Genomic DNA, 25,859 nt, shown 5'->3' on the forward strand with positions numbered 1-25,859 from the left:
CGCCCTGTGCTGAAACGAGTGCTTGTTGCAGCCATGACGCTGGTAATTTTAACTCTCGGCGCGCTTGCAGTAAGTGCAGACTTCCGCAAGGCGGTCTATACGATGATTCAGAAGTTCCTGCCCATTGAGATGCAAGTCACTTATAAAGTTGAAGGAGAACCATTAGAACAGCTTCCCGATGCGTATAGTGAACATTATGTACAAGTCGGATTTTGGCGTGACTATACGCAAGGCTATGATAAAAAGGAAACATTCTCTCATGCGTATGTTAATGCTGCCGGAGAAATCTATTTTGTGGATTGTTCAATTATAACCGCATACGGACAGATTGAAACATTCGATAATGAACATACCGTTTATACAACTGTAAAGATTGGAGATAAGGAAGCAACACTTGGAACAAGTGAGATTCCGGGGCAGGTCACCTGTTATATTTTGGTTTGGGAGGATGCTGGTGTTTCCTGCACAATTATGGGCGATGGTTCATTGGATGAGTTGATGAAGGTTGCAGAAAGTATTTATTAACGGCAAAATGCCTAGATATTTGTAGATGAGCACAAATGTGAGAATGGATTTTTGTTTAAGTAAACAAATTTGGGAAATCTTGCAACAAATGTGTTGGTTGCTGCGTTGTCTAAGTAAAAGCTTCTGATGGAAACAAACGGGAGGTGTATGCTCTATATGAAAAGGAGCTTCATTGCAATTTCGGTTGCGACAATCATAGGATTGTCAGCTTGCGCAACAAAAGTATCCTCTTCAACTTCTATGAACTCTCCTATATCGACATCGGTGACAAGCGAGCAGGAATTTTTATCTAATCTTGAAAACGCCAGCACAAGCCAAATACTGCAAAAGCTTAAAGAATCGGATGGTGGGTATACAGAAGATTGCTTTTCGGTGTTGACAAATCGTCTTATCAAATTCCCTCAAGACACACTGTATGTGTTGAAATATGACAAACTGATGAATGATAAAGACTTTCAGCAGCTTGTTTTATCCGGCATAAAAACAGAGCTTCCCTATAGAGGATCGGATGAAGAAAGAAATACGCTTTATCAGTATCTGGAATCCATCACTACTGATAAAGAATATGGACAAATCGCATCAGATATTTTAGGAGAACAAGCTGAAAACAAGGAGAAACCAAATCGGCAAATTGAATTTCAAACTGAAGAATTAGGACAAGCGAGCAGTGTTATTTCAATCGAACTTCCGCAAGGGTGGAAAATTCAAAAGAGAGAACAAACGCAACGTGCTGAAAATAAACCACTTGCTCTTGCAAGCCTGAATCCGTCTTATCCAGTATATGATATTTATGACAAAAATCATGTGTTGGTTGGCGCGGTTGGATACAGTACCTATGAACCATATGAAGGTGATAGAGATTCCGTGCAGATTGTTTACTCTGCACTTCGGCTAGGATCGGTTTACAGGTTTGACACGGATAATAAATACGATGTGATACAAACCACGGAACGCGGAACGACTGCACTTACAACGGTAATTTTTCAAGATGGTGCAAATTCAGAACCAGTAAACAATTTAGGCGTTCTCGCTTATGATAACGAGAAAGAATGCTTTGTTGCAATTGAACTTGAAGCAAGTTCTGTGTCGGAAAGCCAGGCATTGGAAATTGCAAAATCAATTCGCTTTTAGACATGATGGGAATAACGGTGTATAGGTGCCAGCAGATTAAGGAGAACAACTGTGAACAAAGTACCGTACTTTATGTCATTGCGGTACAGTCCTTGAAACCGGCAACGCTCCGAGATACTTTGACAGCAAGCCAATGGAGCGGTATGTGGTTCTTTTCTCTGGCATTTTTCGCCGTCATTTTTATGGAAATGCTGTCTGATTTCTTGCTGGTTACAGAACGCCGCAATACATGGAAAGCGTTAAATGGAAATGTCAGCGAAGCCGAATTTCACAATCTTCAGCAAATTGTCTTGTGCGAAAATCAGAAAGTTTCCATTGAGAAAAAACTTGCAAGTACGATACTACTGGTTCTGATGATATGTGCAACTGCTGCATTTGTATGGCTCACTTTTTGGTATAAGGTTTTGTTATGAAAGAGATAATTATTGAACCACATATTGGAATTGGACAATTAAAATTAGGCATGACATCAGATGAATTAGAAAATGCTCTTCTACAAATGAAGAAACAGTGGTCGAATTCTTCTGATGAAGCAATGCAAATGGAATGTTGTGCGGAAACCGATGACCCTAATTTGATAACCGGACGATATATGGATAATGATTCGTTCTTTCTTGTGCAGTATCGGAACGGAAAAGCTGCTGAAATCGGCATCCAGCGTGATTTGTCTAAAGTGGCATCAATAAAATTGTTCGGGATGGATATGTTTAATACAGCCGCCGAGTGTATTATTGATAGCTTAATGAAAAAGGACAACGTTATTTGCAACGAAAAGGACTTGCAACTGGGAACGGAATATTTTTTTCCCGAAATTGGAGTCCGACTCTGGAGAGAGCGAGCATTTCATCCCAAACTGTTGAAAGACCCGCTATACATGGAAGAAATGCAGGCGGTATTAGAAGATGAATACCAGTATCAGTATTTTCAGATGGTTACCATAATAGGTTGAACTACTAACTAACCATGAGCCCTCTATTTGCAACGACTGCAAGTAGAGGGCTGTTGTTTTGCCTTGGATATTTTAATTAAAGGTCAATCCTCTAAATCTGCCATGGTCACAGCTGAGTGAGAGATAATGCTCAATCTCACCACCCAGCACAAGCTGAGCATACTCCAAGGGCTTGTTGTAGAGCAGCCAGTCCAGTTCCGCCCGCTGCGTTGGAGTATTGCCGTATTCGTCCTCAATAGCGATGCAGATAAACAAAACTGTGATTATGCAACAAATTTTCCATGAATTTATGTGCAGCTATACGATTTTGAAAAATTTTGTAGACAAACGAAATAAATTGGGCTTAAATTTCGTTATTCCAGTAAGAAACGCAAGAGATTTCTTTTAGAGTGTATATAGGAGATCCTTTTATGCTAGAGCAGTTTTTCAAATCGCAAGTCGCAACCGTTTCTGATCCCTACCAAGGCAGTCGCATCACGGATGCGTTGGCGGCTGCGGGAATCAAGTTCTATTGCAAAACTAAAGATGTCAATCGGCGTAATACGTTCGATCAGGCAAGAATTGGAACTCTAGGTATAAAACCAAAGTATATCACAGAGATATTTGTAGACAAAGAAAATGCAGATATGGCACTGCATATTGTACACACGCTAAAGTAAAGTCTGCGATATCATAGTTCTTACAGCGTGATATGTTTTCAGTTGACTGGAGAAAAACATGAAAAGAATTTGCATTGGACTTTTGACCGCACTAGGGTGTATTGCTGTAGCTACGGCGTTGATTGTTCGGCCATTTAGCAAAAAATCCATCCAGTCTTATGTACTGCGAAATCAGGATGAGCTGACAAACTATGCGCGGAAAGTGATAGAAGAACATCCAATGGGACCGCTAGAGTGGAATGGATGGAAAGTATATTATTACGCAGATGATATGGTGGAATTTTGTACAGGCTCTTTCGGGCTCATTCCGAGTACTACATATAAGGGCTTTTACTATTCTGAAGATGATGAACCACATGGCTTTCAAGATGTTCCGGTTGAGTTTGTAAAAAGTGGAAATGGATGGTCGTGGGCAGAATCAGAAGGTGATAATACACAATATACTGAACGAATTGCAGCACATTGGTATTGGTATGAAGCAAAATTTTAGAAGTCGGAGAACCTGAAGTTATGTTGTGCAATATGGAGAAATTTAATTATAAGTTTGGGAGTTGTTGATTTGCAACGCAAAATACTTTACAATAAGGCCGAGGTGATAACCATGGAAAAAACGATGACACTCAATCTTCGTGTCAACCCCACCGTTAAGCAGCAAGCCGAGGATGTGTTGAAGCAGCTCGGCATCCCGATGGCAACAGCCATTGATATGTACCTGCGCCAGATCACCCTGACTGGCGGCATCCCCTTCTCGCTGTCCCTGCCGAAGGCTCCTGCGGCTCTGAACGCTGACACCATGACCGATGACCAGCTCCATGCAGCCTTGCAGGTGGGCATTAAGGAGATTCAGATCGGTGATACCGTGGATGCTGCAAGCGCATTCGCACAGTTCAGGGAACAGCACAGATGAAACAGTATGATGTGAAAATTTCCCGGATGGCACTCAGCGATATGGAGCAGATTTACAGCTACATTGCTGACCGTCTGCTTGAACCTTATACGGCTATGGGGCAGTACAACCGCATTGCAGAAGCCATCCAGTCGCTGAACATCCTGCCGGAACGCTGTGCGCTGGTGGAAAGTGAGCCGGAGCGCACCCAAGGGCTGCGGCAGATGCTGGTGGATAACTACTCGGTGTTCTACATCGTGGGCGGGGATGCCGTGTCGGTGGCCCGTGTTCTGTACAGTGCATCCGACCTTGTGCGCCGCCTGCGGAGAATGAAGTGAAAGGGGTGTTTGCATGACCGCCGTAATCTACGCCCGCTATTCCAGCGACAACCAGCGCGAGGAATCCATCGAAGGCCAGATTCGTGAATGTACGGCTTATGCCGAAAAGAACGGCATCACGGTAGTTAAGCACTACATTGACCGCGCCCTTTCCGCCAAAACCGACAACCGCCCGGATTTCCAGCAGATGATCAAGGACAGCGAGAAACGGTTGTTTGACATTGTGCTGGTCTGGAAACTCGACCGTTTCGCCCGAAATCGTTACGATTCGGCCCACTATGAGTATCAGTTGGAACGAAACCATGTCAAGCTGGTATCTGCCACGGAGCCTATCTCTGACAGCCCTGCGGGTATCATGGTCAAGAGTATGCTCACCGGCATGGCTGAATACTATTCCGCAGAACTTTCTGAAAAGGTCGTGCGCGGCATGACTGAGAATGTTCTGAAGGGCAAGTACAACGGTGGCACAATTCCCATTGGTTTTAAGGTGGACGAGGAGAAGTTCTTTCAAATCGACCCGCTGAAAGCTCCCTTTGTGGTAGAAGCCTTTCAGCGGTACAACGATGGTGCAACTATGAAAGAACTGATGAACTGGCTGAACGACAGTGGCGTGACCACCAACCGTAACCAGAAGTTTACCTACAACAGTGTTCAGAAGCTGCTGACGAACAAACGGTACATTGGTGAAAACCACTTCAAGGACATTGTGATGCCCGACAGTATCCCGGCCATCGTGGACAAGGACTTGTTTGAGGAAGTGCAGCTAAAAATCAAAAAGAACAGCCGCGCTCCTGCCCGTCACAAGGCCGAGGATGATTACCTGCTCACCACCAAGCTGTTCTGCGGAATGTGCGGCGCGATGATGTTCGGCGAGTGCGGTACGGGTAGAAACAAGGTCGTTCATCATTATTATAAGTGCGCCACCGCGAAGCGTTTCAAGACCTGCAAGAAAAAGACCGTCCGTAAAGAGTGGCTGGAAGATTTGGTCATAGCTGAAACCACGAAGCTGATTCAGGACGATGCCGTGATTGATGCCATCGTTGCGGAAGTGATGGAGTTGCAGGATCAGGAAAACACCACGCTTCCTCTGCTGGAAAAGCAGATGCGCGAGGTAGAGAATGGCATCGAGAATATGCTGAACGCCATCCAAGCAGGTGTGCTGACCAACTCCACCAAATCGCGTCTGGAAAAGCTGGAAGCCCAGCAGAAAGAACTTGAGGTTCGGATCGCCGAAGAAAAAATCGCTCGGCCACGGTTGAGTGAAAATCAGGTTCGTTTTTGGCTGACCCGGTTCCGCAAGCTCGACCCGAATGTAAAAAGCCACCGGGAAACGCTTATCAACACGTTCGTGAATGCTGTTTATCTCTATGATGAAAAAGTTTTGATTGCATTCAACTACAAAGACGGCACAAAAACCATCACTTTCGATGAGATCGCCGCCAAAGATGCCCCAGAGGGCAATGGTTCGGATTTGGGTTGCTTCGCTCCACCAAAAAACCTCAGCGTATACAATACGCTGAGGTTTTTGTTTTGTAACAAGGCTAAACTCATAGGGCGGGTGGATTCGAACAGCTGCGGCGCTGTCGCAGAAGACAGCGTAAAAACAGCCCAGTGGGCTGTTTTTAGCAGCGCGGCTCGCGTAATCCACCCGCGCCCACCAAGGACTCCAGTATCCGAACCGGGTACTGGAGTTTCTGTTTTATCTGCCTTGAAAAGGGGCTGCAAGGGTGGATTCGAACAGCATCGACCCGCCGAATAGTCCGGCGGGGGAAAGCCCCTGTGCAACAGCGACGACCGCTGCCAGCGGCAGAAACAGGGAGGAGCTGTTGGGGCTGCGGCCAGCAGGATGCGCGTGCCGCCCAAGGCACGACGCAGCCGCTGGGAGCCGCGACCCGGGTTCCTTTTCTGCGCGGCTCGCGACATCTGCCCGCACACATATTGCATCTGTCCCTGACCTGTGATACCATACAGGTAACTGAAACAACACAGACGGAGGACTTTTTCTATGATCTACGATACCCTGAACAACCTGCCCAACTATCTGGGCGTAAGCGACAATCTGGACACCGTGATCGAGTACATCATGGCGCGGGATATCACCACCCTGCCTGCCGGGCGCACCCGCATCGATGGGGACAAGGCGGTGGTCACCGTGAGCACCGTCACGCCCCAGACCTCCGACAAGGCACTGTTCCAGCGGCACGACAATCACATTACGCTGGAGACTGACTTGGACGGCAGTGAGCTGTTTGAGGTAAGCCTTGCGGAGCTGACGCCCACCAAGCCAACCGATGAAGCCGCCGACACCACCGTAGGCACTGCCGGTACCAGCATTGCCGGAATGCTGTGCGAGGGACGCTTTGCCTTGTATCTGGCGGGGGAACCGTATAAATCCGGTCTGAAGGCGCAGGGCTGCGGAAAGCTGAAAAAAGCCGTGTTCAGCATTGAGCTGGACCCGGACGAGGAAGAAACGGAAGAATAACTGAAAGGAGACTTTCTGTATGGGATTTTTTGCTGTACTGGCTGCAAGTCTGTTTGCCGTATTTATTTTTACTGTATTCGGCGGCTATTCGCTGCTGCTCTGGTGTCAGCAGTCCCTGTGGATGGTCGTTCCTCCCGCGCTGGTGCTGGCCGTTCTGGTCTGGACATTTTTGAAAATGGACGATAAGATCACCGCCCTGCAAAAGCGGGTGGACGAGCTGGAAGCCGCACAAAAAAGCACGGAGAAGCTTGAAAAATAATACAGCGCCGCCCTTCGTAGAGAAACCTCTCTGCAAAGGACGGCGCTGCTTTTTTGTGAACGCTTTCACGTTGGCCTGCCGGTGGTTACAGATTTAACAGAACATTCACCCGGAAGATCTGCTCCTCGGTCTCCAAATGCAGATTGCCGTTATATTTGTGCACTACCGTCTCGGCAGATACCAGCCCGATGCCGGTGCCCTCGTGCTTGGTGGAGTGCAGGATACCCTGCTGCTTTTTCAGCATGCCGTCGTAACGGTTCTCCACCACAAGCCCCAGCATGGCGGGACTGAGCATCTGCGCCATCACCTGCACCCGGCGCTGCTCCGGCGGCAGCTTCTGGCTGGCGTGCAGGGCGTTTTCCAGCAGATTGCCCAGAATGGTGCACAGGTCGGCCTCCGGCATGGGAAGCTGCCGAGGCAGTGCCAGCTTCCACTCCACAGGAACGCTCTGTTGCCCGGCTGCATGGTCGTAATATCCGGCCAGTGCATCCACGGCGGCGTTGGCGCACAGGCTGGGGCGGTGCTCACTGAGTTCGCTTTCATACTGGTGCAGATAGCTTTTCAGCTCCTCCAGCTGCCCGGTCTCGGTCAGTCCGGCAATCACATGCAGATGCTGCCGGAAGTCGTGCCGCAGACGGCGTGTGTTGTCCAGATAGGTCTGTAACTCCATGTACCGGCGGGATTCCATGGCCAGCAGCTGGTTTTCCCGGTCCAGCCGGGCATTGCGGGTAAACTCCCGGGCAACGCGGTACATCTCGTACAGCAGCAGAAAGATGCCGAACAGCGAGATGGACACCGCCAGCACCGAGATGATCTTCAGTCGCCCGACCAGCACCACGGCGGGGTTCAGCGGCATACAGTATACCAGAAAAACGGCATAGAGGGCGGGCAGCGGCCACGCAGACTGCCAGAAGGCTTCACCGCTGTACTCCCGCAGCAGCCACCGGCTCCACTGCACGGCGGTGAACCAGAACAGCACGGTGAGCATCGCGGCAAGGCCCAGCCGCAGCAGCGCCGTGGAGGCAAGGCAGACGGTCTGTGGGTTGGAGATCTCGGTCTGGGCGTTGAGCAGCGTCGACAGCAGGGAACACACCGCCATCATCACGGCAGAGATGGAAAACAGAAACGCGGTCTGGCTTACGGTCACTTCCGGCGTTACCCGCCAGCGCAGCAGCCAGAAGGAGACCAGCACGATGGCGGGCAGGAGAGAATTGCTGTTCAGCCCGAACACGGCGCAGAGCGCGGCGCAGCCGATGCACAGCAGGGTGATGCATCCGGCAGCGATGCAGGCGGTGCGCCTGGGGGTGCGCAGCTTTTCCCATAGGGATGCCAGACACAGAAACGCGCTGGGGTACAGCAGCGCAAAATCCAGAAAATAACGGCCGAACAGGGCAAGATCCATGGCGGCTGCTCCTTTCCTCAGTGCAGCTCCTGCCGCATGTGGCGGAACTGGTATTGTGTAAAGTGGGCAAGCAGAGTGCATTTATCCTTTTGCCGTACCGGCAGGCGGGTGCCGTCCAGGATCTCGATGCAGTCCTCCCCGAACCGCAGCACCTTGTCCATGTTGATGATAACGCCTCGGTTGCAGCTCATAAAGTTTTCCCGTGCGGTAAGCTTTTCTTCGATCTGCGCAAAGCTGCACATGGCACGGTACTCACCATCCTCGGTGGTGATAAGGACGTAGTGGTTCCGGGCAATGGCATACAGCACCTTGCGCAGCGGCAGCTGAATGCTTTGGCGGGCAATGCGGATCTCCAGTTCCGGCTCCTTACAACGCAGCGCCCGCCGCAGCTCGGCGGCAAGGTGCACGAATTTTTCCTCCTGATAGGGTTTGAGCAGGTAATCGAAGGGGTGCACCGGAAAGGCATCCCATACATATTCCGGCGAGGAGGTCACGAATACGATCAGCACCTCCGGGTCGGCCTGCCGCAGTCGGCGGGCGGTCTCGATGCCGTTGGTGCCCGCCATGCAGATATCCAGAAACACCACGGCGTATAAGCCGGGCTCTGCTGCGGCACGGAGAAAATCATCCCCGCAGGCAAACCATGTGCACTCGGCTTCGGGCAGCTGCTGTTGCAGCAGCTCCTCCAGCCGCTGGGCGTCCGGGGTCTGATCCTCTACGATGGCGATTGGCAGTGCCATCCATACACCCTCTTTCTCCATTCATTGTTCCTTTATTATAGCATACTGCGGCGGGAAGGGCATCTGCTTTTTTGCACAAAACGCTCCATTTTGCGCGCCGAGCGCCGTCCCGCGCACCCGCAGCAGGCGACTGCCAAAAAGTTTTGGTTGACAGACGGGGCGAATCATGTTATTCTTTTGTTGATTTTGAGAGACGCCGCCTTGCAGAGTCTTTTCAAAGCAATTTACTCGGGACCGCCCAAACGGGGCTAAGGCCATACGGACAGCCGGGTCCACTGCCGACCGGCGGCGCAAGCTGCCATTATTGATTGAGTTTGAAGCTCAAATTTTATAAGTTGGTTCCTTTACAACCATGAAATTGCGCAGCCTATGCGCAGACTTGTGAAACGGTCAATAAGAGTAGTAAAAGTGTAGTTGCTATATAGACTCTCATCACCCCGTCTTTTTGGATCGCAAATAACGCGCAGCACCGGCACTTACGGCTGGGTGCTTTATCAGCGCGGAAAAAGCTTTTCCAAGCGCAGGTCTGCATATTTGTGCAGTGCCTGCGCTTTTTTGTTGTGCAAAAAGAAGAACAGGGACGGAGGAAAAGATGAACGAGAACAAAGCGCGTTCCCGGCTGGATCAGCGCCGTGCGCCCATTTACGAGGCGCTGGAGCGGTTCCGGCAGATGCGGGTAGTGCCTTTTGACGTGCCCGGCCACAAGCGGGGCCGCGGCAACCCGGAACTGACCGCTTTTCTGGGTCAGCAGTGTGTGGGCGTGGACGTGAACAGCATGAAGCCGCTGGATAACCTTTGCCACCCGGTGTCAGTCATCCGGGAAGCCGAGGAGCTTGCCGCCGATGCCTTTGGCGCAGCACACGCCTTTTTAATGGTGGGCGGCACCACCAGCAGCGTGCAGAGCATGGTACTTACCGCCTGCAAACGGGGCGATGAGATCATTCTGCCCCGCAATGTGCACCGCAGCGTGCTGAACGCGCTGGTGCTGTGCGGCGCGGTGCCGGTGTATGTGAACCCGGAGGTGGATAAGCGCCTGGGCATTTCGCTTGGCATGAAGCGGGAGCAGGTGGCAAAGGCCATCAAGGAGCACCCCAACGCTGTGGCTGTGCTGGTGAATAATCCCACCTACTACGGCATCTGCTCCGACCTGCGTGCCATCGTAAAAATGGCGCACGATGCCGGGATGCTCTGCCTTGCGGACGAAGCCCACGGCACACACTTCTACTTTGGCGGCGGCCTGCCGGTATCTGCCATGGCGGCAGGCGCGGATATGGCCTCGGTGTCCATGCACAAGAGCGGCGGCAGCCTGACCCAGTCCAGCCTGCTGCTCATCGGCCCCAACGTGCACCCGGGCTATGTGCGCCAGATCATCAACCTGACCCAGACTACCTCCGGCAGCTACCTGCTGATGTCCAGTCTGGATATCTCCCGCCGCAATCTGGCGCTGCGGGGACGGCAGGTGTTCCATCAGGTGGCGGACATTGCCGAGTACGCCCGCGAGGAGATCAACGCCGTAGGCGGCTACTACGCCTTTGGCAAGGAGCTGTGCAACGGCGATTCCGTCTTTGATTTCGACACTACCAAGCTCAGCGTCCATACGCTGGATATCGGTCTTGCAGGCATCGAGGTCTACGATATCCTGCGGGATGAGTACGATATTCAGATCGAGTTCGGCGATATCGGCAACATCCTTGCCTACCTGTCCATCGGCGATCGCCCGCAGGAGGTGGAGCGTCTGGTCAGTGCGCTGGCTGAGATCAAGCGCCGTTACCGCACCGACGGTTCGGGTCTGCTGAGTCAGGAATACATCGACCCTGTGGTGGCTGCCAGCCCGCAGGAGGCCTTCTATGCCCCCAAAAAGAGCCTGCCCCTGCGGGAGACCGAGGGCATGGTGTGCAGCGAGTTCGTCATGTGCTATCCCCCGGGCATCCCCATCCTTGCACCCGGCGAGCGCATCACCAAGGAGATCTTGAACTACATCGAGTACGCCAAGGCCAAGGGCTGCAGCATGACTGGCCCGGAGGACCCCGAAATCTTGCACCTGAATGTTCTGGCATAAGGAGGGAAAGAGATGGAATTTTGGTTTTCAGAGTTTCACACCCCGGATGTGAAGCACAGCATTCGTGTGAACAAGCAGCTCTACTCCAAGCAGAGCGATTATCAGCGCATTGATATCTTTGAGACCCCGGAGTTCGGCCGGGTGCTCACGCTGGACGGCAACGTGATGCTGACCGAGCGCGATGAGTTCATCTACGATGAAATGATCGTTCATGTGCCTATGGCGGTGCACAAGGAGGCCAAGGACATTCTGGTCATCGGTGCCGGAGACGGCGGCGTGGTGCGGGAGCTGACCCGCTACGACCGCGTGGAGCGCATCGACCTTGTGGAGATGGACCCGCAGGTGGTGGAGGCCTGCCGCGCTTACCTACCCGGCAATGCCTGCCGTATGGATGACCGCCGGGTGCATATCTACTTTGAGAACGCCCTGAAGTATATCCGCCGCTGCGAGGAGGAGTACGACCTCATCATTGTGGACTCCTCCGACCCCTTCGGCCCCTCTGAGGGTCTGTTCACCCGCGAGTTCTACGGCAGCTGCTTCAACGCCCTGAAAGAGGACGGCATCATGGTCAACCAGCAGGGCAGCCCCTTCTACGCCGAGGACGCCAGCGCCATGCAGCGCAGCCACAAGCGCATCGCATCCACCTTCCCCATCAGCCGGGTGTATCAGGCACATATCCCTACCTTTGCGGCGGGCTATTGGCTGTTCGGCTTTGCAAGCAAAAAATACCATCCCATTGATGATCTGGACGCAGAAGCGTGGAAGGCGCTGAATATGCGCACCCGCTACTACACCACCAAACTGCATATCGGAGCATTCTACCTGCCGGCTTTTCTGGAGGAGATGCTGCGGGAAGTGGAGGAACACTGATGCACCCCAACGTTGAGACCTTTATCGGCTGCGACAGCAGCTACCGCGCCGCCAGCATCGTGCTGTACGGTGCGCCTTACGATTCCACCACCAGCTACCGCCCCGGCGCACGGTTCGGCCCGGCGGCCATCCGGCACGAGAGCTACGGTCTGGAGACTTACAGCCCTTACCAGAACGCCGACCTGACCGATTTTGATGTGTTCGACAGCGGCGATCTGGAGCTGTGCTTCGGCTCCAGCGAGCTGGCACTGGCCGATATCGAGGCTCGGGCAGAGGAGATTTTGAAGGACGGCAAATTCCCGCTGCTGCTGGGCGGCGAGCATCTGGTCACATTGGGTGCCGTGCGGGCTGCGGTGAAGAAATACCCGGATCTGCATATCGTCCACTTCGACGCCCACGCCGACCTGCGGGACGACTATCTGGGCGCGAAGCTGAGCCACGCCTGTGTGCTGCGCCGCTGCCACGAGCTGGTAGGGGATGGCCGTATCCATCAGTTCTGCATCCGCAGCGGAGACCGGGCAGAGTTTGAGTTTGCTGCTCAGCACACCGAGATGCACAAGTTCGATTTTACCGGCCTTGCCGAGCTGACCGCACAGCTGTGCGAGAGCAAGGTGCCGGTGTACCTGACCATCGATCTGGACTGCCTTGACCCCTCCTGCTTCCCGGGTACCGGTACCCCGGAGGCTGGCGGCGTAAGCTTTTTGCAGCTGCTGGATGCCATCCGCACTGTGACCAAGGCCAACATCATCGGTGCAGACCTGAACGAGCTGGCTCCCACGCTGGACACCACCGGCGTTTCCACCGCCACCGCCTGCAAGGTGCTGCGCGAGACTCTGATTGCGCTGGACAAGGGCTGGCCGGGCTTTCAGGTATAAATACGAAACTACCATTTCAGATAAAGGAGTAACCGATATGAGCAAAGTTCTGATCATCGGCTGCGGCGGCGTGGCCTCCGTTGCCATCCATAAGTGCTGCCAGGTGCCCGAGGTGTTCACCGAGATCTGCATCGCCAGCCGTACCAAGGCAAAGTGCGATAAGCTGGCTGCTGAGCTGGCTCCCACCACCGCCACCAAGATCACCACCGCACAGGTGGACGCAGACAAGGTGGAAGAGGTCATCGCCCTCATCAAGGCTTACCAGCCTGATCTCGTGATGAACATCGCCCTGCCTTATCAGGATCTGACCATCATGGATGCCTGCCTTGCCTGCGGCGTCAACTATATGGATACCGCCAACTACGAGCCTGAGAACACCGACGACCCGGAGTGGCGCGCCATCTACGAGAAGCGCTGCAAGGAGGCCGGCTTCTCTGCCTACTTTGATTACAGCTGGCAGTGGGCCTACGCCAAAAAGTTCGAGGAAGCCGGCCTGACCGCCCTGCTGGGCAGCGGCTTTGACCCGGGTGTGACCCAGGCATACTGCGCCTACGCCAAAAAGCACGAGTTCGATACCATCGACACCATCGACATTCTGGACTGCAACGGCGGCGACCACGGCTATGCTTTTGCAACCAACTTCAACCCCGAGATCAACCTGCGCGAGGTGTCCGCTCCCGGCAGCTACTGGGAGGACGGTCACTGGGTGGAAATCCCGGCCATGAGCATCAAGCGGGAGTACAACTTCGATCAGGTGGGCGACAAGGATATGTACCTGCTGCACCACGAGGAGATCGAGTCTCTGGCAAAGAACATCCCGGAGGCAAAGCGCATCCGCTTCTTCATGACCTTTGGCCAGAGCTATCTGGATCACATGCGCTGTCTGGAGGACGTGGGAATGCTGTCCACCACCCCTGTCAACTTCAACGGACAGGAGATCGTGCCCATCCAGTTCCTCAAGGCTCTGCTGCCGGACCCCGCCAGACTTGGCCCCCGTACCAAGGGCAAGACCAACATCGGCTGCATCTTTACCGGCAAAAAGGACGGCAAGGATAAGACCTACTATATCTACAACGTCTGCGACCATCAGGAGTGCTACAAGGAAGTGGGCAGTCAGGCCATCAGCTACACCACCGGCGTGCCCGCCATGTGTGGTGCACTGATGCTGCTCACCGGCAAGTGGACCACCAAGGGCGTGCACACTGTCGAGGAGTTTGATCCCGATCCGTATCTGGATGCACTGGATAAGTACGGCCTGCCCCGCTCCGAGAGCCACAACCCGGCTCTGGTGGACTGATGCGGGTGCGCGACAGCCGCCCGCCCTTTGCGGGGCTGGCAAACCTGTCCGAGGAGCAGCTGCACCGCCTGCCCACCCCCTGCTATCTGCTGGACGAAGCCCAGCTGCGCCGCAACGGCGAGATCCTGCTGGGGGTGCAGCAGCGCACCGGCTGCCGCATTCTGCTGGCGCAGAAGGCTTTTTCCAACTTCAATGTCTACCCGGTGCTGGCACCCTATCTGGCAGGTACCGAGGCCAGCGGCCTGTACGAGAGCCGCTTGGGCAGGGAAGAGCTGCCGGAGAAGGAGAACCATGTGTTCTGCGCCGCCTACCGGGCAGATGAGTTTGAGGAATTGCTGCAATACGCCGACCACATCGTGTTCAACTCGCCCAGCCAGCTGGCAAAGTTCGGCCCGGCGGCAAAGGCAGCGGGCAAAAGCATCGGTCTGCGCATCAACCCGGAGTGCTCCACGCAGGAGGGTCACGAAATTTACGACCCCTGCGCCCCCGGCAGCCGTCTGGGCACAACCCGTGCTCAGTGGGACGCCGCTGTGGCAGCGCACCCGGAGCTGCCCGCCCTGCTGGACGGTCTGCACTTCCATACCCTGTGTGAGCAGGACGCCGATGCGCTGGCGGTAACGCTGGCCGCAGTGGAGAAAAAGTTTGCAGACCTGCTGCCCAGAATGAAGTGGCTCAATTTCGGCGGGGGACACCACATCACCCGCCCGGGCTATGCCCTTGCTACGCTGGAAAACTGCATCCTCTCGGTGCGGCAGAAGTACGGCGTACAGGTGTATCTGGAGCCCGGCGAGGCTTGGGCGCTGAATGCGGGCTATCTCGTCACCACCGTGCTGGACACCCTGCGCAACGGGGATACCAGTCTTGCCATTCTGGATATGTCCGCAGCCTGCCACACCCCGGATGTCATCGAGATGCCCTACCGCCCGCCGCTGCTGGACGCCGGCGAGGCAGGGGAGAAGGCGCACACTGTCCGCTTGGGCGGCCCCACCTGCCTTGCGGGGGATATCATCGGGGATTACAGCTTTGATGCACCTCTTGCTGAGGGGGATAAGCTCATCTTCGGCGATATGGCCATCTACACCACCTGCAAGAACAACACCTTCAACGGGATGCCCCTGCCGCCCATCTGGCTGCTGGGCGCAGACGGCAGCTGCCGGGAACTGGTGCACTTCGGTTATCAGGACTTCAAAATGCGCTTGGGCGCACAGTAAAATAAAAAGCGTTTGTCACGGCCTGCGGGCTGCGACAAACGCTTTTTTCATGAAAGGGGACGTTAAGGTGAACGGCAGATAAAACAAAAAAGCACCACACGTTTCCGTGTAGTGCTTTCATTCTGGTGGAGATTACCGGGCCGATTCTGATCACGGTGACCCTCTTGCAGTCCATGCACGGCACTCTCCTGGGTGAGCTAAACCCTCACTCGTTTGGCAGCAACAAAAAAGCACCACACGTTTCCGTGTAGTGCTTTCATTCTGGTGGAGATTACCGGGATCGAACCGGTGACCTCTTGCATGCCATGCAAGCGCTCTCCCAGCTGAGCTAAACCCCCAGATGTCTTGCCTCGTGCCTGACGACGTGTGTAATTATACCAGCCGGAGGTGCGCTTGTCAACAGTTTTTTGAAAATTTTTTGCAGCAAAAGATCCCCGCAGGGCGTGTGCCCGGCGGGGATCGAAAAAGCGGGGGAGTGCTCTTTTGGGAAAAACTACGCCTTAGCGTGCCTGACGGTCAAAGATCTGCGGAGCCACGCGGCACAGCAGCACAGCGGCCACCATGGTGAGCAGGGTCTCGGGCAGCATATAGCTGCCGTTGTAGGTCAGGCTGTAAGTCCATGCGGCCAGACCATCGTTCAGGTTGCCCCACACCAGCACACCGGACAAAAAGCTGCACATAAAGCGCAGGAAACCGGCGGCAAAGGTGCCTACGGCCACACCCACGGTGCGGTTCTTGAAGGGGCGGGCGAACAACTCGGCCAGACCCAGTGCCATAAAGGCCAGCACATAGTCCAGCAGCACCTCACCGAGGAAGTAGAGGAAGGTGGAAGCGGGAGGAGGGTAGAAGCCCATGATCATTTGCAGGCAGGCGTTTACAAAGCCGGTGAATAGTCCCCACTTTGCGCCGTGGCGGAAGGACACCAGCACAAAGGGCAGCATGCTCAGCAGGGTAATGCTGCCGCCGTTGGGCATGGTGAAGAACTTGATGTTGGAAAGCACCGTGCCAATGGCGATCATCAGGGCGCATTCCACCAGAATACGGGTCTTGGAATAGGTTTTGGACATGATGAAAAGATTCCTCTCTCATAGTAGTACACAAAAACAAAATGCGCCTGCCGACAGCAGACGCACGGAGGTTTGTTGAACGTACCGGACAGTTCCGCAAACTCCCTACGCCGGCATTGCCCGGATCAGGTAAAGGGTACTCCGCATTATGCGGATCTCAGCCTTACGGCACCCCTGTTTTTATGTCCGCCCACAGTATACGCGCCGGGGGACAAAAAGTCAAGCCCGCAGACATAATCCGCCCCGGCGGCGCGTATGTTATACCATTGCAAAGCTGGAACGCAGGGAGGCGTGATATGAAAGCCGATCCGGAACAGCGCGCCGTGCAGCTGGGGGAGTACATTGCCGCCCACAACGCCACGGTGCGGGCAGCGGCGGCTGCGTTCGGGTGCAGCAAGTCCACCGTGCACAAGGACGTTGCCGTGCGGCTGCGCAGCATCAGCCCTGCACTGTACGGGCAGGTGCGCGCCGTGCTGGCACGCAACAAGGCCGAGCGTCATCTGCGGGGCGGGGCTGCCACCCGGCGCAGATATAGCCGCCGCTAAAGCCCAAAAAGACCGCTGCACTGCGCAGCGGTCTTTTTTTTGAACCACTTTTTCATAGAGGGCGCAGCGAAAAGCGGCTGCTTTTATCCCCCGGTGTGGAACTGCTGCAACGCGCCTTTTTCCAGCCGGCTTACCTGCGCCTGACTGATGCCGATCTCCTGCGCCACCTCCATCTGGGTCTTGCCGCGCAGATACCGCAGCTCCATGATGCGCTTTTCCCGGGGCGAAAGGGCGGCTACCGTATCGCGGAACTGCAACCCGCTGATCCAGCTCTCCTCGCTGTCCGGGTCCCGCACCTGGTCGATCACATACATGGCATCGCCGCCGTCGGTGTACACCGGCTCGTCAAGGCTGAGCGGCTCCACCACCGACTCCAGCGCGGCGGTCACCTCGCGCCGGGCAAGCCCCGCTGCGGCGGCGATCTCGTCCATGGTGGGCTCGCGCCCCAGCTGCTTTTCCAGCGTTTCCCGCGCCTGCATGGCGCGGTAGGCGGTGTCCCGCAGGGTGCGGCTTACCCGCAGGGCGTTGTTGTCCCGCAGAAACCGCCGGATCTCCCCGATGATCATGGGCACGCCGTAGGTAGAAAACCGCACCGGCTGCGCGGGGTCAAAGTTGTCGATGGCCTTGATCAGCCCGATGCACCCCACCTGAAACAGATCGTCCAGATTTTCGCCCCGCTGGGCAAACCGCTGCACTACGCTGAGCACCAGCCGCAGGTTGCCCTCCACCATCCGCGCCCGGGCAGCTTTGTCCCCGGCGTGGGCAAGGGTGAGCAGCTGCCGCTTTTCCGCCTCGGTCAGCACAGGCAGCTGCCCTGTGTTCACACCGCATAGCTCCACCTTGTTGTACATCCAAACGCCCCCGGTCTTTTAGCTTTACCGGAAGTATGGCTCTGCGCGCCGGGCGCTATGCGTGGAAAAAATTGAGCGCCCCTCCGCAAAAGAGGGGCGCATTATAGACAAAGCTGTAATTTTATGGTATGCACCAGCGGCTATTCGCTTTCAAGGCGGGCTTTCAGGGTGCGGATGATGCGTTTTTCCAGCCGGGAGATGTAACTCTGGCTGATGCCAAGGGCATCGGCGGCTTCCTTCTGGGTGCGCTCCACGCCGTCGGTAAGGCCGAAACGCAGTTCCATGATCTGCCGTTCCCGTGCCGAGAGTGCCGCTACGGCGCTGCGCAGCACCGCGCGCTCGGCGTCCTGCTCCAGCTGCTGGCTTACCGCGTTGGCGTCGCTGCCAAGAATGTCCGAGAGCAGCAGCTCGTTGCCGTCGCCGTCCACGTTCAAAGGCTCGTCGATGCTGGCCTCCTGCCGGCGGTTGGAGCTTTTGCGCAGGTACATCAGGATCTCGTTGCCGATGCAGCGGCTGGCGTAGGTGGCCAGCTTGATGCTGCGGGCAGGGGTGAAGGTGTTTACCGCCTTGATCAGCCCGATGGTGCCAATGCTTACCAAGTCCTCGGCGGGCACGCCGCTGTTTTCGTACTTTTTTGCCAGATACACCACCAGCCGCAGGTTGTGGGTGATCAGTTCCTCGCGGGCGGCAGCGTCCCCGGCAGCCATGCGGTCAAGCAGGGCTTTTTCCTGCTCGGGGGTAAGGGGCGGGGGCAGGCTTGGCCCGCCCGCCAGATAATGCACCGCGCCGCAGTAGCGCAAACGCCCCCACAGCCGCTGCCAGACCTTGCGGAAAAACTGCAACATGGATATCCCTCCTGTGCACTATTTATTATATGTATTATAAGGAAACTGCATCAGGGAGGGCTGAACCCTCTCAGTCACGGCTTACGCCGTGCCGGCTCCCCCAAAGGGGGAGCTTTTTTGCCATGACGGAAAAAGTATCGGATGAATGATAAAAGATTACGGCAATGCTATAAGCTCTCCCTCCGGGAGAGCTGGCGCGGGAGCGCCTGAGAGGGCGGAAAACTCCTACACCCCCACCTCCTCCGCCACGTCGTCCCCCAACAGCAGCGTCCATGCGCCGGTGGGGGCGTCCGGGGCGCAAAAGGCCGCCAGCAGGCCGGGCACGCGGCGCTGCCCACGGCACAGCGCGGCGGGCACGGCGGGCAGCAGGCAATGGCCGGTAACGGCGGCGCAGGGTACAAACTGCACCCTCAGCCCCGGAGGCGGGGCAGTGCCGGAGGCAAACCAGCTGTCTAAGTAGGCGCGCAGCGGTGCGGGCAGCCGGCTGCGCAACGGCGGGTACTGCACCAGCACCACCCGCCGCCCGGCAAGGGGGTCTTGCAGGGTAAAGCCGGTGTCGTGGTAGGCCTGTACCGGCACTGTTGCCCCCGCAATTTGCAGCACAGCGGCAAAGCAGCCCCGCTGCGGGCGGCCAAACACCGCCAGCAGCCCGCGCAACAGTCCGTACACCCCGGCGCAGCAGAGCAAAAGCTGCCCCGGGCGCACCGGTAAAAGCACGCTCAGGTTGTTGGCCTGTACCCCGGGCAGCACCACCGCGCCGCACAGCAGGCCGTTCAGCGCCGCATACCATCCGCACAGCCGGGCAAAGCTGCGCGCCCCGGCCACGCCGTAGCACACCGCCACCACCCCGCAGCAGCTGGCGATTTTATATAGTACCGCCAGCGGGGCGGGCCACGGAGGGGCCAGCAGGACAAGGGTGCTGACCGCAGCCGCCGCGCTGCCCGCGCACAGCCGCAGCCCGGTGCAGCTGCGCCCGCATAAAAGCCCCGCGCCCAGCAGCAGCGCGGCGGCTGCGGCAAAGTTTACCAGCAGCAATTCGTCCACAAAAACAACTGTTTTCATTGCAAAGCACCGCCTTATGGTTCTGGTAGTCTATTTTTCACAAATTTGCGAAAAAACTTGTCACACCAGAAAAACCCGCATGAACAGTGCAGTTTTGCTACAAAAGCCGGGACGATGTTTCACAGTTTTTACACTTTTTTCAAAAAAGTACTTGAACATTTCTGGAAAGTGTGGTATATTATTGCCATCCTAATAAGGATTGAGCCGGAAACACCGGTTCGAAAATATTTTTTCTATTTTTGAAGGGAGTAATTCATTATGATGATGCCTGCAAATTTCTCTGCTGTGTCTGAGAACGAGATGACCTACGTTATGGGTGGTAGCATTGCTGACTACCTGGCACCCGCTATGGGCGCTGCTCAGTGGCAGAACTTCCACAAGAACCTGGTGACCATCGTTGGTAACAAGTACGTTCAGGGCTTCCTGGACAACACCGTCGGCGCTGTGTTCAGCGGCACCTGGACCCCCGGCGACGGCCTGACCGGCTTCGGCGGCCAGTTCAGCACCATTTGGAAGAAGAACTACACCGATAATGTGACCGATGAGTCCACTGGCGCTCAGAAGTTCGGCTACGGCGCTCTGGGCGTTGTGAACAGCATCCTGAACGTTGCTGGCAACCTGGCTGCTATCTACAACCTGGGCTTCGGCACCGCTAAGAACATCGTTGGCGAGGGCGTCTACAAAGCTTAAGTAATCAGCTTGACTGATAGGCTCATGCTTGCGTGACTGTACCCCTAGGGGTGCAGGGAACATACTAGCATAATAACACCCCCGTAGGCTTATGCCTGCGGGGGTGTTTTTTTATCCCTTCCGTCTCGCTGCGCTCGCCAGCTCCTCCAATAGGGACGCCCTTTGCACTGCCGGAAAGTTTGCTATCACCGCCCAAAGCCGTCCCCTTGGACAGACTCTCCCCGGCCGGGGAGAGATGTCGCGTTGGCGACAGAGTGGGGAGCGGGTGGCTGCGAACGAAGTGAGCAGACGGAAGGGGTGCACTCCGGGAAGTCGCTAACTGGAAAAACGAGACTGAGAGGGTTTTCCCACGTTCACACTTCTTTTACCAGTCTGTTACTTTCCGTTTTATGCGGTTTGTGGTATACTATGGTCAACATGGGTCACCATGGCAACATTGAAACAGACAGGATGTGAAATCCTCTTATGAAAGATGGTTTTTTAAAGGCGGCTGCTTTTTCGCCCGCGCTGCGGGTGGCAGACTGCACCTATAATGCACAGCAGATTCTGACACAGCTGCAAACTGCCGCGCAGCGGGGGGTAAAGCTGGCGGTTTTCCCGGAGTTTTGCCTTACCGGCTACACCTGCGGCGATTTGTTTTTGCAGCGCACCTTGCAGCAGGGCGCACTGGATGCGCTGGAGTGGCTGCTTGCGCAGACCCGCGCACTGGACACCGTAGTGCTGGTTGGCTTGCCGCTGCTGGTGCACGGCAAGCTGTACAACTGCGCTGCCGTGCTGTGCCGCGGGCAGCTGCTGGGCATTGTGCCCAAGACCTACCTGCCCAACTACGGCGAATTCTACGAAAAGCGGCAGTTCACCCCCGGCAGCACCGAGGTGCAGACGGTGACCGTCTGCGGGCAGCAGGTGCCCTTTGGCACGTCGCTGCTGTTCCGCTGCCGCCAGATGCCCAGTTTTGTGCTGGGCGTAGAGCTGTGCGAGGACTTGTGGAGCGTCCTGCCGCCCTCCACCTTCCACGCACTGGCGGGCGCGACCGTCATTGCAAACCTTTCTGCCAGCGATGAGACCGTGGGCAAGGCCGAGTACCGCCGCGCACTGGTGGCAAACCAGTCTGCCCGGCTGCTGTGCGGCTACCTGTACGCCTCGGCAGGGCACGGCGAAAGCACCACCGACATGGTGTTTGCCGGGCATGACCTCATCGCCGAGGACGGCAGCATCCTTGCCGAGACTGCGCCCTTTGCGGGCGACCACGCCGAGACCGAGCTGGACTGCCAGCGCATGGAGGCCGAGCGTGCTCGCAACACCAGCTTTGAGCACAGCGCCGAGGGCTACGTCACGGTGGAATTTGACCTTACACCGGAAGAAACGGTGCTCACCCGCCGCATCGACCCCGCGCCCTTTGTGCCCAGTGACCCGCAGCGCCGCGCCGCCCGCTGCGAGCTGATTTTGAAGATGCAGGCCGACGGCCTTGCCAAACGGCTGGAGCACGCCCACGCCAAAACGGCGGTCATTGGCATTTCCGGCGGCTTGGACAGCTGTCTTGCCCTGTTGGTGGCAGTGCGCGCCATGAAGCAGCTGCACCGCTCCGCCGCCGATGTGCTGGCGGTGACCATGCCCTGCTTTGGCACCACCAAGCGCACCCGCAGCAACGCCGAAATTTTGTGCGGGGAGCTGGGCGTAAGCTTTCAGGAAATTCGCATCGCCGACACTGTGCGCAGCCACTTTGCGGATATCGGGCAGGACGAGACTGTGCTGGATGTCACCTTTGAAAACGGGCAGGCACGGGTGCGCACGCTGGAGCTGATGGACCTTGCCAACCGCACCGGCGGCCTTGTGGTGGGCACGGGCGACCTTTCGGAGCTGGCGCTGGGCTGGGCGACCTACAACGGCGACCACATGAGCATGTACGGCGTGAATGCCGGTGTGCCCAAAACGCTGGTGCGCTATCTGGTGCAGTACGAAGCTGAGACTGCTGCCACCGCTGCTTTGCACGATGTGCTGCTGGATATTCTGGCCACCCCGGTGTCGCCGGAGCTGCTGCCCGCCAAGGACGGCGAAATTGCACAGATTACCGAGGACTTGGTGGGCCCCTACGAGCTGCACGATTTTTATCTGTATTATGTGCTGCGCTGCGGTTTTGGCCCGGCAAAGATCTACCGGCTGGCAAAGGTGGCCTTTGCAGGCAGGGCAGAGTACACGGATGCCGTGCTGTACAAGTGGCTGCGCAACTTCTACTGGCGCTTTTTTGCTCAGCAGTTCAAGCGCAGCTGCCTGCCGGACGGCCCCAAGGTGGGCAGCGTGACCCTTTCGCCCCGGGGCGACTGGCGGATGCCCAGCGACGCCTGTGCCACCCTTTGGCTGGCAGAGCTGGAGCAGCTCAAACCCGGGGAGCAGTAAGCCATGAAGAACAAAAAGCTTTTGACCAATATCCTGTTTGCAGTGGTGGTGCTGGCCATCGCAGCGGTGCTGCTGGCCGTGCGCAGCCACAACGCCACCGGCGGAAAACTGACTGCCCAGCTGATTTACGGCGACGCGAACGCCGTGCTGGACATTCCGCTGGAAAAGGACGAAACTTACAGTGTGGACACCGGTTATTATACGGTGCATATAGAGGTAAAGGACGGCAGAGCGCGGTTTATTGAATCGCCCTGCCCGGATCACATCTGCGAGGGCTTTGGCTGGCTGTCGGCGGAGGATCAGACCGCCACCTGTCTGCCTGCCCGCGCCGTGCTGACCATCGTTCCGGTGGGCTGAAAAAAGGAGTATTCTCATGTTGGACGAAAACGAGCATTCCCGCAAGGAGGACGGTCGTTCCCTGCACCGTCTTTTGCACAAGGCTGAGCAGCAGGACGCCACTGTGGTGGTGGACAGCGCCGCGTTTTTCTCGGAGCTGCCGCCGGAGCAGGCTGCGCCGCCCCGCCGCCCGCAGCAAAACACCCGCCGCAACACTGCTGGCGGGGAGAATGGGGCGTACCAGCCCCCGAAACGAGGGAAGATCTTGCTGATCGTACAGGCAATTTTAAGCGTTCTGGCGCTGGTGCAGCTGTGGCGCACCCAGATGCTGCCGGTGCTGTATCTGGTGGTGCTGGCGGCGCTGCTGGTGCTGCTGTGGCTGCTGGTCAAGCGCTGTCAGGAGTACAAAACTGCAGGCACAGTGTCCCGGGCGTTCTCGGTGGTGCTGTGCGCCGCCATGGCGGTGGGCTGCGTGTGGGCGCAGCAGGGCCTCGACGCGCTGGGCAATATGACCAACGGTTTTTTGAGCAACGCCGAGGCCAATAAGATCACCAAAGAGCCTTTTGTGCTGTACCTGAGCGGCGTGGATACCCGCGGTGATCTGACGGAAAAAGCGCGCAGCGATGTGAATATCATTGCTGCAGTGAACCCCGTTACCAAGCAGGTGGTGCTGATCAACACCCCGCGCGATTATTATGTGGACCTTGCCGGAACAAACAGCAAGGATAAGCTGACCCACGCCGGGCTTTACGGTGTGCAGACCAGCATGGACACCCTCGGCAACCTGTACGGTGTGAACGTGGAGCACTATATCCGTATCAATTTTGCAGGGTTTATCGACATTGTTGATGCGCTGGGCGGTGTGGACGTGTATTCCGATCAGGCGTTCACCTCGGTGGGCAGCCCCGGTTACTACGACCCCACCACCTTTGTGGAGGGCTGGAACCATCTGGATGGCAAGGCTGCGCTGGCTTTTGCCCGCGAGCGCCACGCCTTCAAGACCGGCGATGTGCAGCGCGGCATCAACCAGATGAAGGTGATCGACGCCATGCTGAACAAGATCAAGTCCCCGGCGCTGCTGATGGGCTTTACCAAAATTCTGGACGCTGTTGCCGACAGCTTTGTCACCAGCCTTTCTACCAACCAGATCAGCGCGCTGGTGCGCATGCAGCTGAGCGATTTTGCGGAGTGGAATATTGAACGCTACACCGTTACTGGCACCTCCGGCAGCAGCACCAAGTGCTACTCTGCCAAGGGGCAGAAGCTCTATGTTATGAAGCCGGACGAAGCCTCTGTGGCAAAGGCCAAAGAGATGATCGCGGCGGTGATGGGCGGCGAAGGCACGGTAAGTTCCACCACCCAGACCCCGGAAAAGACGGATGTGTACACCCCCACCACCGACCCCGATGCCGCCGTCTCGGTGCCCGAGACGCCTGCCGACAGCGTGATCGTGGAAGTACCGGCGGAAAGCGTGCCGGAGCAGGCTGCAGAGCAGCCCGCTGAGCAGCCGGCAGAGCAGCCCGCGGAGACGCCCGCCGAGCAGCCCGCTGCCACCGAGACGCCCCAGCCGGAAACGACTGCTCCCGCCGAGGGCGGCAGCACCGAGACGCCCGCCGTCAGCCTGCCCACGCAGGAGCAGGTGGAGCAGGCCGCAGGCTCGCTGTACAGCGCCGCCTCCACCGTGCTGGACGCCATTCTGGGCGCAAGCGGGAACTGAGCAACCCCTTTCCGTGAAAAGGCAACCCGGGAAAATCCGCAGATTTTCCCGGGTGCAATTAAAAATGATTATGCCGCTGAATATGCCCAAAGCGCACGCGGCGGGCATTTTCAATAGTCTTGCATGCAACAAAGAGGTCACTGCACAAATCCTGTGCGGTGGCCTCTTTTTACGTTGCTGCAACAAAAAAGCTGCCTGCAACAGCAGACAGCGCAAAAACACAAAAGGGAAAACGAGATAGACCGTAAGCCGGGTTCTGTATTAAACGACGATCTGTCTAGGCCTGCCATTGCTGACAGGCTCGTGCCGCCTTCGGGACACGCGAGCAGCGCTGTACGTCCCATATAGGCGTTGCTTCCGGTAGGGTTTACAAAGCCGCATGGTCACCCATGCGCTGGTGAGCTCTTACCTCGCCGTTTCATCCTTACCGCATTGCTGCGGCGGTTTGTTTTCTGTTGCACTTTCCCTAAGGTCACCCTCGGCTGCCGTTAGCAGTTACCGTGCTCTGTGAGGCCCGGACTTTCCTCAGAGCGGTCAAAGCCGCCCCGCCGCCGTATGTTCCACTCGTTTTCCGTTCCTCATGATACCATAAAAAAGTAAGATTTGCAAGTGAAACGGATTTTTGTTATAATATCATTTGTGTTTTTGTGAATTTTGCAGGGGGAGGGC

At 56.3% G+C, this 25,859-nt stretch carries 27 protein-coding genes, 1 tRNA gene, 1 other RNA gene, 1 pseudogene and 1 riboswitch; of the genes and pseudogenes, 21 read left to right on the plus strand and 9 right to left on the minus strand.

Features of this window, described 5'->3' with window-relative positions; all coding sequences use genetic code 11:
• The 4 genes from C7J97_RS02595 to C7J97_RS02610 all read left to right on the plus strand — a co-directional run.
• On the plus strand, positions 1–525 hold a 525-nt coding region (locus tag C7J97_RS02595), incomplete at its 5' end, for a DUF4367 domain-containing protein (RefSeq protein ID WP_113991959.1).
• 147 nt (positions 526–672) lie between these two features.
• The gene (locus C7J97_RS02600; RefSeq protein WP_242700086.1) at positions 673–1,656 is read left to right on the plus strand and encodes a hypothetical protein; all 984 of its coding nucleotides are present in this window, start codon (positions 673–675) and stop codon (positions 1,654–1,656) included.
• 92 nt (positions 1,657–1,748) lie between these two features.
• Positions 1,749–2,069, plus strand: a complete 321-nt coding sequence (locus tag C7J97_RS02605) for a hypothetical protein (RefSeq protein WP_242983423.1) — start codon at positions 1,749–1,751, stop codon at positions 2,067–2,069.
• A complete protein-coding gene (locus C7J97_RS02610; protein WP_112091226.1) occupies positions 2,066–2,605 on the plus strand; it encodes a hypothetical protein in 540 nt (179 codons plus the stop codon). The genes C7J97_RS02605 and C7J97_RS02610 overlap by 4 nt, the downstream gene beginning before the upstream one ends.
• Positions 2,606–2,677: 72 nt before the next feature.
• Here C7J97_RS02610 and C7J97_RS15325 read toward each other — a convergent pair.
• Positions 2,678–2,866, minus strand: a pseudogene (locus C7J97_RS15325) (DUF6061 family protein); the annotation flags it as partial.
• Positions 2,867–3,015: 149 nt separating this feature from the next.
• Here C7J97_RS15325 and C7J97_RS02620 point away from each other — a divergent pair.
• From C7J97_RS02620 to C7J97_RS02650, 7 genes are all read left to right on the plus strand, one after another.
• A complete protein-coding gene (locus tag C7J97_RS02620; protein WP_097791371.1) occupies positions 3,016–3,264 on the plus strand; it encodes a hypothetical protein in 249 nt (82 codons plus the stop codon).
• 58 nt (positions 3,265–3,322) lie between these two features.
• Positions 3,323–3,754, plus strand: a complete 432-nt coding sequence (locus C7J97_RS14800) for a hypothetical protein (RefSeq protein ID WP_143405465.1) — start codon at positions 3,323–3,325, stop codon at positions 3,752–3,754.
• Between the two features lie 111 nt (positions 3,755–3,865).
• Positions 3,866–4,171 (plus strand): type II toxin-antitoxin system RelB/DinJ family antitoxin, encoded by a 306-nt coding sequence (locus tag C7J97_RS02625; protein WP_113992050.1) that lies wholly within the window; start codon positions 3,866–3,868, stop codon positions 4,169–4,171.
• Positions 4,168–4,488: a type II toxin-antitoxin system RelE/ParE family toxin gene (locus C7J97_RS02630; protein WP_113991960.1), complete on the plus strand. Its 321-nt coding sequence runs from the start codon at positions 4,168–4,170 to the stop codon at positions 4,486–4,488. The genes C7J97_RS02625 and C7J97_RS02630 overlap by 4 nt, the downstream gene beginning before the upstream one ends.
• A gap of 13 nt (positions 4,489–4,501) precedes the next feature.
• On the plus strand, positions 4,502–6,247 hold the full coding sequence (locus tag C7J97_RS02635) for a recombinase family protein (protein WP_242983424.1): 1,746 nt from the start codon (positions 4,502–4,504) through the stop codon (positions 6,245–6,247).
• Positions 6,248–6,493: 246 nt separating this feature from the next.
• Positions 6,494–6,970, plus strand: coding sequence for a NanQ anomerase/TabA/YiaL family protein (locus C7J97_RS02645; protein ID WP_015537814.1), 477 nt, complete (start codon positions 6,494–6,496; stop codon positions 6,968–6,970).
• Positions 6,971–6,989: 19 nt separating this feature from the next.
• Positions 6,990–7,229: a hypothetical protein gene (locus C7J97_RS02650; RefSeq protein ID WP_005923171.1), complete on the plus strand. Its 240-nt coding sequence runs from the start codon at positions 6,990–6,992 to the stop codon at positions 7,227–7,229.
• Between the two features lie 85 nt (positions 7,230–7,314).
• Here the strand turns inward: C7J97_RS02650 and C7J97_RS02655 are convergent, their stop codons facing one another.
• Positions 7,315–8,631, minus strand: a complete 1,317-nt coding sequence (locus tag C7J97_RS02655; protein WP_113991962.1) for a sensor histidine kinase — start codon at positions 8,629–8,631, stop codon at positions 7,315–7,317.
• A 17-nt stretch (positions 8,632–8,648) separates the two neighbouring features.
• Positions 8,649–9,371, minus strand: a complete 723-nt coding sequence (locus tag C7J97_RS02660; RefSeq protein ID WP_015537817.1) for a LytR/AlgR family response regulator transcription factor — start codon at positions 9,369–9,371, stop codon at positions 8,649–8,651.
• A 592-nt stretch (positions 9,372–9,963) separates the two neighbouring features.
• On the opposite strand from C7J97_RS02660, the gene C7J97_RS02665 reads away from it, so the two are divergent.
• Genes C7J97_RS02665 through C7J97_RS02685 form a run of 5 tightly spaced genes read left to right on the plus strand, consistent with a single transcriptional unit; the run spans position 9,964 to position 15,683 of the window.
• Positions 9,964–11,430: an aminotransferase class I/II-fold pyridoxal phosphate-dependent enzyme gene (locus C7J97_RS02665; RefSeq protein ID WP_015537818.1), complete on the plus strand. Its 1,467-nt coding sequence runs from the start codon at positions 9,964–9,966 to the stop codon at positions 11,428–11,430.
• A 12-nt stretch (positions 11,431–11,442) separates the two neighbouring features.
• Complete coding sequence (gene speE, locus C7J97_RS02670) at positions 11,443–12,300, plus strand: polyamine aminopropyltransferase (protein WP_097785881.1); 858 nt, start codon at positions 11,443–11,445, stop codon at positions 12,298–12,300.
• The gene (gene speB / locus C7J97_RS02675) at positions 12,300–13,175 is read left to right on the plus strand and encodes an agmatinase (RefSeq protein WP_005923188.1); all 876 of its coding nucleotides are present in this window, start codon (positions 12,300–12,302) and stop codon (positions 13,173–13,175) included. Before speE ends, speB begins: the two co-directional genes overlap by 1 nt.
• Positions 13,176–13,212: 37 nt before the next feature.
• Positions 13,213–14,472 carry a saccharopine dehydrogenase family protein gene (locus tag C7J97_RS02680; protein WP_113991963.1) on the plus strand — a complete coding sequence of 420 codons (1,260 nt, stop codon included), beginning with the start codon at positions 13,213–13,215 and terminating at the stop codon, positions 14,470–14,472.
• Positions 14,472–15,683, plus strand: a complete 1,212-nt coding sequence (locus C7J97_RS02685) for a carboxynorspermidine decarboxylase (protein ID WP_113991964.1) — start codon at positions 14,472–14,474, stop codon at positions 15,681–15,683. The genes C7J97_RS02680 and C7J97_RS02685 overlap by 1 nt, the downstream gene beginning before the upstream one ends.
• Before the next feature lie 262 nt (positions 15,684–15,945).
• Here the strand turns inward: C7J97_RS02685 and C7J97_RS02690 are convergent.
• Together C7J97_RS02690 and thiT are read right to left on the minus strand one after the other, a co-directional pair.
• Positions 15,946–16,021 (minus strand) — tRNA-Ala (locus C7J97_RS02690).
• A 162-nt stretch (positions 16,022–16,183) separates the two neighbouring features.
• Positions 16,184–16,750: an energy-coupled thiamine transporter ThiT gene (thiT, locus tag C7J97_RS02695; RefSeq protein ID WP_005923196.1), complete on the minus strand. Its 567-nt coding sequence runs from the start codon at positions 16,748–16,750 to the stop codon at positions 16,184–16,186.
• 85 nt (positions 16,751–16,835) lie between these two features.
• Positions 16,836–16,936: riboswitch (TPP riboswitch) on the minus strand.
• A 110-nt stretch (positions 16,937–17,046) separates the two neighbouring features.
• Between thiT and C7J97_RS02700 the strand changes: the two genes are divergently transcribed.
• A complete protein-coding gene (locus C7J97_RS02700; RefSeq protein WP_015537824.1) occupies positions 17,047–17,295 on the plus strand; it encodes a sporulation transcriptional regulator SpoIIID in 249 nt (82 codons plus the stop codon).
• 83 nt (positions 17,296–17,378) lie between these two features.
• On the opposite strand, the gene sigG is transcribed toward C7J97_RS02700, so the two are convergent.
• The 3 genes from sigG to C7J97_RS02715 form a co-directional block, all read right to left on the minus strand.
• A complete protein-coding gene (gene sigG, locus C7J97_RS02705; RefSeq protein ID WP_005923200.1) occupies positions 17,379–18,146 on the minus strand; it encodes an RNA polymerase sporulation sigma factor SigG in 768 nt (255 codons plus the stop codon).
• A 140-nt stretch (positions 18,147–18,286) separates the two neighbouring features.
• A complete protein-coding gene (gene sigK, locus C7J97_RS02710; RefSeq protein WP_005923202.1) occupies positions 18,287–18,991 on the minus strand; it encodes an RNA polymerase sporulation sigma factor SigK in 705 nt (234 codons plus the stop codon).
• A gap of 225 nt (positions 18,992–19,216) precedes the next feature.
• The gene (locus C7J97_RS02715) at positions 19,217–20,053 is read right to left on the minus strand and encodes a sigma-E processing peptidase SpoIIGA (protein ID WP_113991965.1); all 837 of its coding nucleotides are present in this window, start codon (positions 20,051–20,053) and stop codon (positions 19,217–19,219) included.
• A 258-nt stretch (positions 20,054–20,311) separates the two neighbouring features.
• Here C7J97_RS02715 and C7J97_RS02720 point away from each other — a divergent pair, with 258 nt between their 5' ends.
• The 4 genes from C7J97_RS02720 to C7J97_RS02735 all read left to right on the plus strand — a co-directional run bounded on the left by C7J97_RS02720 (position 20,312) and on the right by C7J97_RS02735 (position 25,190).
• Positions 20,312–20,743 carry a hypothetical protein gene (locus C7J97_RS02720; protein ID WP_113991966.1) on the plus strand — a complete coding sequence of 144 codons (432 nt, stop codon included), beginning with the start codon at positions 20,312–20,314 and terminating at the stop codon, positions 20,741–20,743.
• Between the two features lie 465 nt (positions 20,744–21,208).
• Positions 21,209–23,137, plus strand: a complete 1,929-nt coding sequence (locus tag C7J97_RS02725; protein WP_113991967.1) for an NAD(+) synthase — start codon at positions 21,209–21,211, stop codon at positions 23,135–23,137.
• Positions 23,138–23,140: 3 nt separating this feature from the next.
• On the plus strand, positions 23,141–23,494 hold the full coding sequence (locus C7J97_RS02730; protein ID WP_015537827.1) for a NusG domain II-containing protein: 354 nt from the start codon (positions 23,141–23,143) through the stop codon (positions 23,492–23,494).
• Positions 23,495–23,510: 16 nt separating this feature from the next.
• On the plus strand, positions 23,511–25,190 hold the full coding sequence (locus C7J97_RS02735; RefSeq protein ID WP_113991968.1) for an LCP family glycopolymer transferase: 1,680 nt from the start codon (positions 23,511–23,513) through the stop codon (positions 25,188–25,190).
• A 229-nt stretch (positions 25,191–25,419) separates the two neighbouring features.
• Here the strand turns inward: C7J97_RS02735 and rnpB are convergent.
• Positions 25,420–25,757, minus strand: an RNA gene (gene rnpB / locus C7J97_RS02740) — RNase P RNA component class A.
• Between the last annotated feature and the right edge of the window lie 102 nt (positions 25,758–25,859).

Origin of the sequence: Faecalibacterium prausnitzii (assembly GCF_003324185.1) — a bacterium.
Classification (GTDB): Bacteria; Bacillota; Clostridia; order Oscillospirales; family Ruminococcaceae; genus Faecalibacterium; species Faecalibacterium prausnitzii.

Coding starts and splice junctions, on each gene's coding strand:
- C7J97_RS02600 (WP_242700086.1), top strand. CDS start 673: ATGCTCTATATGAAAAGGAGCTTCATTGCAATTTCGGTTGCGACAATC.
- C7J97_RS02610 (WP_112091226.1), top strand. CDS start 2,066: ATGAAAGAGATAATTATTGAACCACATATTGGAATTGGACAATTAAAA.
- C7J97_RS02620 (WP_097791371.1), top strand. CDS start 3,016: ATGCTAGAGCAGTTTTTCAAATCGCAAGTCGCAACCGTTTCTGATCCC.
- C7J97_RS14800 (WP_143405465.1), top strand. CDS start 3,323: ATGAAAAGAATTTGCATTGGACTTTTGACCGCACTAGGGTGTATTGCT.
- C7J97_RS02625 (WP_113992050.1), top strand. CDS start 3,866: ATGGAAAAAACGATGACACTCAATCTTCGTGTCAACCCCACCGTTAAG.
- C7J97_RS02630 (WP_113991960.1), top strand. CDS start 4,168: ATGAAACAGTATGATGTGAAAATTTCCCGGATGGCACTCAGCGATATG.
- C7J97_RS02635 (WP_242983424.1), top strand. CDS start 4,502: ATGACCGCCGTAATCTACGCCCGCTATTCCAGCGACAACCAGCGCGAG.
- C7J97_RS02645 (WP_015537814.1), top strand. CDS start 6,494: ATGATCTACGATACCCTGAACAACCTGCCCAACTATCTGGGCGTAAGC.
- C7J97_RS02650 (WP_005923171.1), top strand. CDS start 6,990: ATGGGATTTTTTGCTGTACTGGCTGCAAGTCTGTTTGCCGTATTTATT.
- C7J97_RS02655 (WP_113991962.1), bottom strand. CDS start 8,631: ATGGATCTTGCCCTGTTCGGCCGTTATTTTCTGGATTTTGCGCTGCTG.
- C7J97_RS02660 (WP_015537817.1), bottom strand. CDS start 9,371: ATGGCACTGCCAATCGCCATCGTAGAGGATCAGACCCCGGACGCCCAG.
- C7J97_RS02665 (WP_015537818.1), top strand. CDS start 9,964: ATGAACGAGAACAAAGCGCGTTCCCGGCTGGATCAGCGCCGTGCGCCC.
- speE (WP_097785881.1), top strand. CDS start 11,443: ATGGAATTTTGGTTTTCAGAGTTTCACACCCCGGATGTGAAGCACAGC.
- speB (WP_005923188.1), top strand. CDS start 12,300: ATGCACCCCAACGTTGAGACCTTTATCGGCTGCGACAGCAGCTACCGC.
- C7J97_RS02680 (WP_113991963.1), top strand. CDS start 13,213: ATGAGCAAAGTTCTGATCATCGGCTGCGGCGGCGTGGCCTCCGTTGCC.
- C7J97_RS02685 (WP_113991964.1), top strand. CDS start 14,472: ATGCGGGTGCGCGACAGCCGCCCGCCCTTTGCGGGGCTGGCAAACCTG.
- thiT (WP_005923196.1), bottom strand. CDS start 16,750: ATGTCCAAAACCTATTCCAAGACCCGTATTCTGGTGGAATGCGCCCTG.
- C7J97_RS02700 (WP_015537824.1), top strand. CDS start 17,047: ATGAAAGCCGATCCGGAACAGCGCGCCGTGCAGCTGGGGGAGTACATT.
- sigG (WP_005923200.1), bottom strand. CDS start 18,146: ATGTACAACAAGGTGGAGCTATGCGGTGTGAACACAGGGCAGCTGCCT.
- sigK (WP_005923202.1), bottom strand. CDS start 18,991: ATGTTGCAGTTTTTCCGCAAGGTCTGGCAGCGGCTGTGGGGGCGTTTG.
- C7J97_RS02715 (WP_113991965.1), bottom strand. CDS start 20,053: ATGAAAACAGTTGTTTTTGTGGACGAATTGCTGCTGGTAAACTTTGCC.
- C7J97_RS02720 (WP_113991966.1), top strand. CDS start 20,312: ATGATGATGCCTGCAAATTTCTCTGCTGTGTCTGAGAACGAGATGACC.
- C7J97_RS02725 (WP_113991967.1), top strand. CDS start 21,209: ATGAAAGATGGTTTTTTAAAGGCGGCTGCTTTTTCGCCCGCGCTGCGG.
- C7J97_RS02730 (WP_015537827.1), top strand. CDS start 23,141: ATGAAGAACAAAAAGCTTTTGACCAATATCCTGTTTGCAGTGGTGGTG.
- C7J97_RS02735 (WP_113991968.1), top strand. CDS start 23,511: ATGTTGGACGAAAACGAGCATTCCCGCAAGGAGGACGGTCGTTCCCTG.